Raw genomic sequence first — 8,791 nt, 5'->3', positions numbered from 1 at the left:
GATTTCCTCTCCGAGCCGCATGGCTTCCGGACGCATCTGTCGGCGCTAGCCTCGCGGCTCGGAGAGGAAATCCTCGGCCGCGCCGAAGCGCGCGGCGGAGGATTCGCCTGGCTGCCACGGGATATCAACGGCGCGGTGAGCGGCAGCGTGCCGCTATGCGGTCTTTCCCATGGAGCCTCGGGAATGGCGGTGACGCTGCTGCGGCTGTTTGAGAGATCCGGCCGCGCGGATTTCCTCGCGGGCGCCCGTTCGGCGTTCAGATACGAGGAACAGGCGTTCGACCCGCGGCTCGGCAGCTGGCCCGATCTTCGCGCGGATACGCCGGCGCAGCGGGGATTCGACGCGTGGTGCCACGGCGCCGGCGGCATTGCGATCGCGCGATTGCAGGCGATGCGCAGCGACATCCTGCTTGGGGATCACCATCGTTCCGTCGCGGTTACCGCGCTGGAGAGAACCCACGAGGCGTTGTGTGTCTCGATCGACAGTCCTGAGCGGGATGAGGGGCTTTGCCACGGAACGATCGGGCTCGCTGAAGTATGCCGTATCGGTGGTGCGATGCTCTCGATCCCGGCCTTCTCGGAAAAGGTCGATCAGGCCGCCGAGACCGTCGCCGATGGGATCATCGACATGGGCGAATTCCGCGACTGGCCGGGCGATGTCGTCGCCAGGCCAGGACTTATGCTCGGCATGTCCGGCGTCGGTTACGGGCTCTTGTCGCTCTCTGGCGTAAAACTACCCTCGGTGGTGAACTTGTTTGAATCATTCGAATAGCAATTTTTGGAGGTTGTGATGGCGGTCTATGTAACGCCCGGCAGTGGTACGGAAGTCACGAGTGCGCCCGGTGCGGCGCCGGTCCAATCTTTGGGCATCGCCTATGTTTCGCAGCGCCCCCAGGCCAATTGGTGCTGGGCGGCCTGCACGGTCATGGTCGCCAGCCATCTCGGCGTGGCGGACCAGGATATCGCGGGACCGCCGACGATGTGCCATCTCGCCAGCATCGTGCACAACATCCCGGATTGTTGCTCCAATCCCGATGCCTGCGACATGGGCGCTTGGCCCGAGACGGCGTATTCGCATCTGGAGATCAACGTCAACCCTGACATGCCGTCCCCGCCGGTCAACAGCGAGCGAGTGCTGACGCTGGCCGAGATACGCCAGCAAATCCTGACCAACCGTTGCCCCGTGGAAGTGATGTACAAGTGGAACACCCATGGCGCGCACGTCGTGCTCATCACGGGCGTCTACGCCGATGGGACGCTCGAGGTTTTTGATCCGTGGTTTGGTATCGAATCTCCCGTCTCTTACGATTACATCAGGAACGGCCGGGGTATGGGCCGATGGGCCGGCACCTACTCCGATTTCCAGATTGCGCCCGCAGCGGGCGTCTGAACGATCCACTTGCCTCGGAAACGGAGCGATTGAGTCATGGCTTACACCGTCGAATTGACTGAGCAGCAGAAGCAAAGCGTTGCCAAGCAGATTGGCGCGAAGCTGGGTGGTCCCCCGCCCTCGAAGCCGGGGGAACTTCTGAGCAAGGTGCCCGGTGCCGCGCCGCCGGTGCACGAAATCACCGAGACGTTCCCCCTATGGGTCGTCGACGATCGGATCAGCGCGGCGCCGGGCGGCGCATCAAATCTGCTCCGCGCGGGCGCGCGGGACACGGGTACCTTTCATCACAATATCAGCGTGACGAGCAATGCGCCCGGCGCGGCGCCCGGAAGCACGCAAGTGGTGGCGTCTGCGCGGTCGATCGTGCAGGGACCAGGCGGAGTCCCGAAGCTCGAAGCCATCACCACGCCGCCGCCTGGCAACAACCTGCCGCGGTGGATTCGCAATGCGGCCTATTGGATCGACAAGAACGCCACGGGCAATCCGCTGATCCGCCTCCTGGTGATCCCGTCGAAGTACGTCCATTGCTTCTGGCTGTCCTACCCCGACAAGGACTGCGTCGTCGTCGTCGACATGCCCGAAAGCTTCACGCACCTGCAGTATCAGCGCATCTACGACAGCGACGAGTTCTTCAGTCTCCTGCAGAAGGAGCCGGTGATCCAGGGGCTGGGGCCGCCGGCCTAGCCGGATTGACCGGCTGCGGAGAGCGCCGCCGCGCTGATCGACCGCTTGATCCTGCCGATGTCGACTTTCGCGGCGGCCTTGATGGAAAGCTGCGCGAGCCCCGTTGCCTTGTTGAGCTCTGTCCAGCCAAGAATGCTCTGCTGGGGGTCGTGGATGTCGACGAAAGTCTCAAACGACGGCTCGAGGTAGATCCTGACCGCGCCGTTGACGGGGGCCTGGGCAGAATAGCCGGCGAGTACGACGGTTGGAGGGGCTGGTGGCGCAGCACCCGGAGCACCCGCGCCGGGAGCATTCGGCACGAAGCGCACGCCGATCACGATATCGTTTCCGCCGGCCCTGGCGGCGCCCATGATGCGCCCCAGGATCAGTGCGGCGCCGTCGACGATCGCGTCGTCCAACGCTTCGCCCATGACGCGGGCGCTACCGCGAACATTTGCGCGTCCATACACGCGTCCCATGACCTGGGCGCGTTCGCCGACGACGGCGGAGTCGAAGACTTGTCCGTTGATCTTGCAGTCGCCGCTCACGGACGCATGGCCAAAGACTTGGCCATATACCTGCGCGTTCTCGGTTATCCTGGCGTCGCCAAAGGCTTCGGAGTCGTTGTGGAGCCAGCAGGTTCCACTTTGGCTCAAATTCGCTTCGCTCTGCACGTAGCCGCCGCGCGTGCCGTCGTTGCGAACGATGCGGGAGAGAAGCACGCCGTTGCGGTTGCGCCTATCTGTGATGTCCAGAGAATATTTGGACTGCATGACATATCCCTATGTTCATAAGACCACAAACGAATCGGAAATATGGAGCGCATGGACATAGGGCGCATATGGCGTCCCGTCTCGCGCCTCTCGGCAACTCTAGCGAGTATTGCGTGTTTGTGAAAGTCTCTCGTTCGAGCCTGCGACGGAGCGCTTCGGCGAGCGCAAGGGCGTCCGCGCCGATCCTGCAGGCCGGTGATTGCGCGAGCAGTCAGTGTCCGCCGCCATTGGGCGCAATGCGGATCATCTCCGCGAGCTGGTCGCGCCGGTAGAAGGCCGAAAGGTTCACCGCGATCGACCAGCGCTCACCCGGCTGCCGGCCTCGGTCGCCGCGATCGGCACCATGGCGTGGTGTCCTCGGCGATCGCGCTGCATGAGCCGCTGGGGCCCGGGCAGATCGCGGCGCTCGTCTTCACGCTCGCCGCCGTGGTGCTGGCGACAAGGGGCTAGGACGCCTTGGCCTCGGCGCCGCCGCCGTTGAGCGCATGCCGGATCATGTCGGCGAGCTTGTTGCGGCGGTAGGGTTTTGTCAGCAGCAGCACGCCTTCGCCGAGCTTGCCCTGCTGCATGATCGCATCGTCCGTATAGCCCGAGGTGAACAGCACCTTCAGCCCCGGGCGGCGTTTGGCCACGACTTCCGCGAGCTCGCGCCCGCTCATGCCGCCGGGAATGACGACGTCGGTGAACAAGAGATCGAACGCGACGCCGCTGTCGATCAAGGCGAGCGCCGCGCGGCTGTCGGCGGCGGCGATGGTCCGGTAGCCGAGGCTCTCGAGCTGCGCCGTGACGAAGGTGCGCACGAGATTGTCGTCCTCGACGACGAAAATCGTCTCGACGCCGCCGGCCGCGGGAGCTGCGACCGTGCCGGTCGCTTCGGTCTCGCCCTGGCCCGGCGGCAGATAGAGCTTGATCGTCGTGCCGTGGCCGAGCTCGCTGTAGATCTTGATGTGACCACCGGACTGCCTGACGAAGCCGTAGACCATGGAGAGGCCGAGGCCGGATCCCTTGCCGACCTCCTTGGTGGTGAAGAACGGCTCGAAGGCCTGCTCCTGGATCTCCTTGGACATGCCGGTGCCGGTGTCGGAGACCGCGACCATCACGTAAGGGCCGGGCACCACGCCGGGATTGGCCTGCGCATAGGCCTCGTCGAGCTCGACCTTGTGGGTCTCGAGCAGCAGCTTGCCGCCATTGGGCATGGCGTCGCGCGCGTTGATCGCCATGTTGAGCACGGCATTGGTCAGGCGCGAGGGATCGATGTGCGAGGTGACCGAGCCCTGTTCCAGCGCAGTCTCGATCGTGATCTGCTCGCCGAGCGTCGGGCGCAGCAGCTTGGCGATGTCGGTCAGCGCGGCGTTGACCTCGACATCGCGCGGTTGCAGCGGCTGCTTGCGGGCAAACGCCAGCAGATGCTGGATCAGCTCGGCGCAGCGATCGGCGGCTTCCAGGATCAGTTTTGCCACGCGCTGCGGCTCCGGCTGGTCCTTCAGCTCCGACACCAGCGTCTCGGTATTGCCCGAGATCACGGTGAGCATATTGTTGAAGTCGTGCGCCACGCCGCCGGTGAGCTTGCCGATCGCATCGAGCTTTTGCGACTGTGCCAGTTGCCGCTCGGTGTCGCGCGAGGCGGTCGCGTCGTGATAGACCAGCACCGCGCCGCTGATCGCGCTTTGGGCGTCGCGCATCGGCCGGCCGCTGACGATGAAGTGACGGGGCGGGCTGCCGCTCTCGGCCGAGATCACGATCTCGAGCTCGTCGAACTCCTCGCCGCGCAGGACGCGCGCCGACGGCAGATCGTCGAACCGGAGCGGCGTGCCGTCCCCCCGGGTGACGGTCATGGCGCGATCGCGCATCGACTGAAGGTTCATGCTGGGGCGATGGACGAGGGTGCGCTCGGCGGCCTGGTTCGACAGCAGCACGTCACCCTGATTGTCGATGACGAGAACGGCCTCGGCCATGCTGTTGAAGGTGCTCTGCAGCACGTTGACCGACAGGCGGAGCTCGTCATGGGCGGCGACGAGATGCTCGGTGCGCTCGGCGACGGCAGCCTCGAGCGCCTCGTTGGCGGCCCTGGTCTCGTGCAGCGTGCTCTGCAGCGCGGACTTGGTGCGCTGGGTCTCGCGCATCAACAGCACGACCAGCAGCAGGATCAGCACCGCGCCGGCGACGTCGATGCCGAGCAGCACGATGCCGGTGCGACGCGAGTCGGCCTCACGCGCGGCGAGCAGCTTTTCCTCCGCCGCGGTCAGCCGGTCGAGATTGGCGCTGACCGTGTCCATCAGGCCGCGGCCTTCGGCCTTGCCCTGCAGCGCGGCGATACCGGCATCGTCGTGCGCGGCGCGCAGCCGCATCGCCTCGGCGGCGATGTCGATGCGGCGCTGGATCAGCGGCTCGGTCGTCTCGATCAGCGTGACCTGATCGGGATTGTCGCGGACGGCGCGCTTCAAATCGGCGAGCGCGGGTGCGACCCGCACGCGCGTCGCCTGGAACTCGTCGCTGAAACCCCGGCTGCGGTAGAGCTCGTAGCCGCGCGCCGCGCTTTCGGCACTGCGGACCAGCACGCGCAAATCCGAGATCTTCTTCAGCACCTCGACCGCGTTGTTGGCCCATGTGGTGTCGCCGCGCGACTTGACGTCGAGGCCGATCGAAGCCGCGGTAATGATCAGGAGGATCGCAAGGCCGGCTGCAAGAATGACGCGCTGCGAGGGGATCAAGGGGATGACTTGTCCTTCGTCGGAGTGCTCTCGTCGGGCCGGCCGAGGCATTCCTGAATGGTGGTCAGAAGCGAGTCCGGCGTGAACGGCTTGCGCAGACAGCGCGTCGCGCCGAGCTCGAGCGCCAGGCGCAGGAAGTCGGGAGAGGGCGAGGCCGACGACGCGAAGGCGTAGCCGGACATCGCGATCAGCGGAATGTTGGGTGCGCGCTCGTGAAAGATGCGGATGGATTCGTAGCCGCGCATGTGCGGCATGAAGATGTCGACAAGCATCACGTCAAACGTCTGCGTTTCGAGCGCAGCCAACCCCGCCTCTCCGCCGTCAGTCAACGTGACGTCGAAGCCCTGGCGTTGGAGGAGGACCTCGATGGTCGCGCCGACCATCGGATCGTCATCTACCACGAGTATACGCGGCATGACTCTGCCTAACCGATATCGAAGTCCCCACAGCGATTGGTGATATAGGCGAATCGCGCGTCGGGTCAATTTTGGATTGGATCGGGGTAGATATGCACGGTGCGGTGCATAGAGGTTCCCCGCGGACGCAATCGCGCGCACCGCACAGAAAAAAGGCGCCGCCGAGCAGCGACGCCTTTTTGATCATGTGACGAACGCGCGTAATGCCGGTTCGCTACGGGCAGGGGTGACGCTGGCCGTCATAGCCGAGATAAGTGCCTGACGCCGGGTCATATGACCGGTAGCGCTGCTGGCAGTAGGCGACGGAATCGCCGCCCTCCGGCGCCACTGCGACGGTCGGGCCGTCATCATAGTAGCCGCCGTCGTTGTAATAGTAGGAGTCGTCGTAGTAGGGCCCGCCGCCATAATAGGCATAGGACGAGCCGATCGCGGCACCCGCCGCAACGCCCGGCCAGAATCCGCCGCCGCGATGATGCCAGTGGCGACCGTTCCAGTTACCACCGTTCCAATTGCCGCCGCGCCACCCCGAACCGGGAGAAGCTGCTGCGACGCTACCGGTAAATGCCGGCCCCGCGCCGATGCTCGGCCGCGTGGCGCCTGCCGTGAATCCGCGCCCGCCGGCGAAGGCCGGTCCGGCGCCGACGCTCGGCCGCGATGCTGCGAAGCTGCCGCCGCCATGGAAGGCCGCGCCTGCGCCAGGTCCTGCGCTAAGTCCTGGACCGCCCATCCGGGCACCGCCACCGCCGCCGCCCATCGAGACGTGACCACCGCCACCGGCGCCGGGACCGCGGCCACCGTGACCCGGGCCTTGCGCGAAGCTCGCGGTCGAGGTCGCCAGCGCGATCGCCGCTGCGGCGCTTAAAACTCTGAGACTGTTCATATTCGGCTCCTTTTCCAGGGAGGACAAACCCCGCGACGGGGCCGTGGTTCCTGAGCCGCGCACACGATTGCGCGCGCGGGAGAGCCTTTCATTGGGCGGCTGTACCAGCCATGAACAGATCGCGACCGCATTGCGGCAGGTCCGCATCCCCGCCAACTGGACAATTGAGCTGCCGGATGGCATCAGGGCCTTCAGACAGCAGGGCCCGCGCCGCATGAAACAATTCTTCCTCAAATTCTTCACCTGGTGGAGCAGCCAGACCTTTGGCACGCAGCTCTGGACCTGGCGGTACGGCGAGCTGGTCGGTGAGGATGAGCAGGGCAACCGCTACTACCGGACCAAGGGCGGGGTGATTGATCCCACGCTCGGCTTCGAGCGGCGCTGGGTGATCTATAACGGCTATGCCGAGGCGAGCCGCGTGCCGCCGTCCTGGCATGGCTGGCTGCACCACGTCGTCGACGTGCCGCCGACCGAGGACGGCTACAAGCCGCGCGAATGGGAAAAGCCGCATCAACCGAACCTGACGGGAACGCCGGCCGCGTACCGGCCGTCCGGCTCGACACTCGCGAGCGGCAAGCGCCCCAAGGCCACCGGCGATTACCAGGCCTGGACGCCCGGCAACTAATTTTCTTCCTCGATATGGATGCACGCGCATCCGCATCTGAGCCTGTGAACAACGGGATCAGCGGGGACGCCGCATCCGCGGCCGTTGCGTCCGCAGGCGCCGTGCGGCCTAATCAACCCATCTTACGGAGATGGGAGACCATCGCGTCGGTTCGGGCAACAGATCATGACTGCCCCGAGATGCAGCGGCTGCCGAGCAGGACTCGATCGGGAGATAGGCCCCCGGTCCAGAAGTTCCGAAATCGCCCGGTGATATGTGCAGCCATCGTGAGACAGGAAAGGCCGTTCGGGAAACCGGGCGGCCTTTTTCTGTTGGACTAGGATTCTCAGAGATGCAGGACCGGCGAGTTACCCACGGGCATCATCTCGTAAGGCGGTTTCCAGCCCGGCAATGCCGCCACGCGCTGCCGCCAGGCGTCGATCGCGGGGAAGGTCGCGGCGAGATCGAAGCCGGTCTCCTCGGTCGGATAGTAGAGATAGCCCAGCATCGAAAAGTCCACGATCGTCGGCCGGTCGCCAAGAACGAAGCTGCGGTTGGAAAGATGCCGGTCGACGATCGCAAAGGCGCTCTCGGTTCGCGCTCGCAGATAGCCGAGCAGGGCGGGATGCGCAGGCTCCGGCATGAAGCAGCGCATGAAACGGTGTTGGGCGAAGCTGGAGGTGAATTTGTGGTTGTCGAACAGCAACCAGCGCATCGCCTCGTACTTCTCCGCGCTGCCGGGGCCGAACACACCATGCGTCTCCGCGAGCCACGACAGGATCGCGCCCGACTGGCTCATATGGCGGCCATCGACCTCGAGGACTGGGACCTCGCCCATCGCGTTGGTTGCTGCGCGCCAGTCGGGGGCACGAGTCTCGCCGCCGGCGAAGTCGACGCCGACAGGCTCCCAATCGAGGCTTGCGCAGTTGAGGAAGAGCGCGACCTTGAATGAATTGCCGGATGCGCCGACGCAGTGAAGACGATATCGCGCCATGATCAGGTCCCTCCTGCGCGCTCACGACCGGGAAGCGCCAGAGGGCGCCGGTCGCGACCCGGATCGTCGCCGCAGGCTCCTGACACCGTCATGGCAGCAGTGATCGCACTGCCTGCACGGCGTGAGCACCGGCGTCCGTCGGCTCAGGGAGCGACGAGCGCCTCGCGGATCTTCTTGGCCAGATCGCTCTTGCGATAGGGTTTTGCGAGCAGGATCACACCCGGGTCGAGGCGGCCGTGGTGGAAGATCGCGTTCTCGGTATAGCCGGACGTGTAGAGCACTTTCACCTGCGGGCGCCGCCGCTTGACCTCTTCGGCGAGCTGCCGGCCGTTCATGCCTCCCGGCATGATCACGTCGGTGA

9 protein-coding genes and 2 pseudogenes are annotated in these 8,791 nt (G+C 65.4%); 5 read left to right on the top strand and 6 right to left on the bottom strand.

Features of this window, described 5'->3' with window-relative positions; genetic code table 11:
• From C2U70_RS09345 to C2U70_RS09335, 3 genes are all read left to right on the top strand, one after another.
• Nucleotides 1–771: lanthionine synthetase LanC family protein (locus C2U70_RS09345; protein ID WP_210243902.1), on the top strand; the 771-nt coding region annotated here is incomplete at its 5' end.
• Nucleotides 772–789: 18 nt separating this feature from the next.
• A complete protein-coding gene (locus tag C2U70_RS09340; RefSeq protein ID WP_140977710.1) occupies nucleotides 790–1,389 on the top strand; it encodes a papain-like cysteine protease family protein in 600 nt (199 codons plus the stop codon).
• Nucleotides 1,390–1,425: 36 nt separating this feature from the next.
• On the top strand, nucleotides 1,426–2,073 hold the full coding sequence (locus C2U70_RS09335; RefSeq protein WP_140977709.1) for a hypothetical protein: 648 nt from the start codon (nucleotides 1,426–1,428) through the stop codon (nucleotides 2,071–2,073).
• Here C2U70_RS09335 and C2U70_RS09330 read toward each other — a convergent pair.
• Entirely contained in the window at nucleotides 2,070–2,825 is a 756-nt protein-coding gene (locus C2U70_RS09330) for a hypothetical protein (RefSeq protein WP_140977708.1), read from the bottom strand. The two genes, C2U70_RS09335 and C2U70_RS09330, sit on opposite strands and share 4 nt — an antisense overlap.
• A gap of 301 nt (nucleotides 2,826–3,126) precedes the next feature.
• On the opposite strand from C2U70_RS09330, the pseudogene C2U70_RS09325 reads away from it, so the two are divergent.
• A pseudogene (locus tag C2U70_RS09325) lies at nucleotides 3,127–3,275 on the top strand (EamA family transporter); the annotation flags it as partial.
• Here C2U70_RS09325 and C2U70_RS09320 read toward each other — a convergent pair.
• The 3 genes from C2U70_RS09320 to C2U70_RS09310 form a co-directional block, all read right to left on the bottom strand.
• Entirely contained in the window at nucleotides 3,272–5,536 is a 2,265-nt protein-coding gene (locus tag C2U70_RS09320; protein WP_186294153.1) for a CHASE3 domain-containing protein, read from the bottom strand. The pseudogene C2U70_RS09325 and the gene C2U70_RS09320 overlap by 4 nt on opposite strands.
• Entirely contained in the window at nucleotides 5,533–5,952 is a 420-nt protein-coding gene (locus C2U70_RS09315; protein WP_140977706.1) for a response regulator, read from the bottom strand. Before C2U70_RS09315 ends, C2U70_RS09320 begins: the two co-directional genes overlap by 4 nt.
• Before the next feature lie 214 nt (nucleotides 5,953–6,166).
• Nucleotides 6,167–6,832, bottom strand: a complete 666-nt coding sequence (locus tag C2U70_RS09310; protein ID WP_140977705.1) for a BA14K family protein — start codon at nucleotides 6,830–6,832, stop codon at nucleotides 6,167–6,169.
• A 214-nt stretch (nucleotides 6,833–7,046) separates the two neighbouring features.
• On the opposite strand from C2U70_RS09310, the gene C2U70_RS09305 reads away from it, so the two are divergent.
• On the top strand, nucleotides 7,047–7,457 hold the full coding sequence (locus C2U70_RS09305; protein ID WP_140977711.1) for an NADH:ubiquinone oxidoreductase subunit NDUFA12: 411 nt from the start codon (nucleotides 7,047–7,049) through the stop codon (nucleotides 7,455–7,457).
• 325 nt (nucleotides 7,458–7,782) lie between these two features.
• On the opposite strand, the gene C2U70_RS09300 is transcribed toward C2U70_RS09305, so the two are convergent.
• Together C2U70_RS09300 and C2U70_RS09295 are read right to left on the bottom strand one after the other, a co-directional pair.
• Nucleotides 7,783–8,430 (bottom strand): glutathione S-transferase family protein, encoded by a 648-nt coding sequence (locus C2U70_RS09300; protein WP_140977704.1) that lies wholly within the window; start codon nucleotides 8,428–8,430, stop codon nucleotides 7,783–7,785.
• Nucleotides 8,431–8,573: 143 nt separating this feature from the next.
• A pseudogene (locus C2U70_RS09295) lies at nucleotides 8,574–8,791 on the bottom strand (response regulator); the annotation flags it as partial.

The sequence above is a fragment of the Bradyrhizobium guangdongense genome, from assembly GCF_006483445.1.
In the GTDB taxonomy this organism is placed as follows: Bacteria; Pseudomonadota; Alphaproteobacteria; order Rhizobiales; family Xanthobacteraceae; genus Bradyrhizobium; species Bradyrhizobium guangdongense_A.
Note: the sequence above shows the minus strand (reverse complement) of the source record. Positions and strands in the feature narration are given on the sequence as shown.

What these genes read in the sequence shown, in the direction of transcription:
- C2U70_RS09310 (WP_140977705.1), bottom strand. Translation starts at nt 6,832, where the DNA reads ATGAACAGTCTCAGAGTTTTAAGCGCCGCAGCGGCGATCGCGCTGGCG.
- C2U70_RS09315 (WP_140977706.1), bottom strand. Translation starts at nt 5,952, where the DNA reads ATGCCGCGTATACTCGTGGTAGATGACGATCCGATGGTCGGCGCGACC.
- C2U70_RS09305 (WP_140977711.1), top strand. Translation starts at nt 7,047, where the DNA reads ATGAAACAATTCTTCCTCAAATTCTTCACCTGGTGGAGCAGCCAGACC.
- C2U70_RS09300 (WP_140977704.1), bottom strand. Translation starts at nt 8,430, where the DNA reads ATGGCGCGATATCGTCTTCACTGCGTCGGCGCATCCGGCAATTCATTC.
- C2U70_RS09335 (WP_140977709.1), top strand. Translation starts at nt 1,426, where the DNA reads ATGGCTTACACCGTCGAATTGACTGAGCAGCAGAAGCAAAGCGTTGCC.
- C2U70_RS09340 (WP_140977710.1), top strand. Translation starts at nt 790, where the DNA reads ATGGCGGTCTATGTAACGCCCGGCAGTGGTACGGAAGTCACGAGTGCG.
- C2U70_RS09330 (WP_140977708.1), bottom strand. Translation starts at nt 2,825, where the DNA reads ATGCAGTCCAAATATTCTCTGGACATCACAGATAGGCGCAACCGCAAC.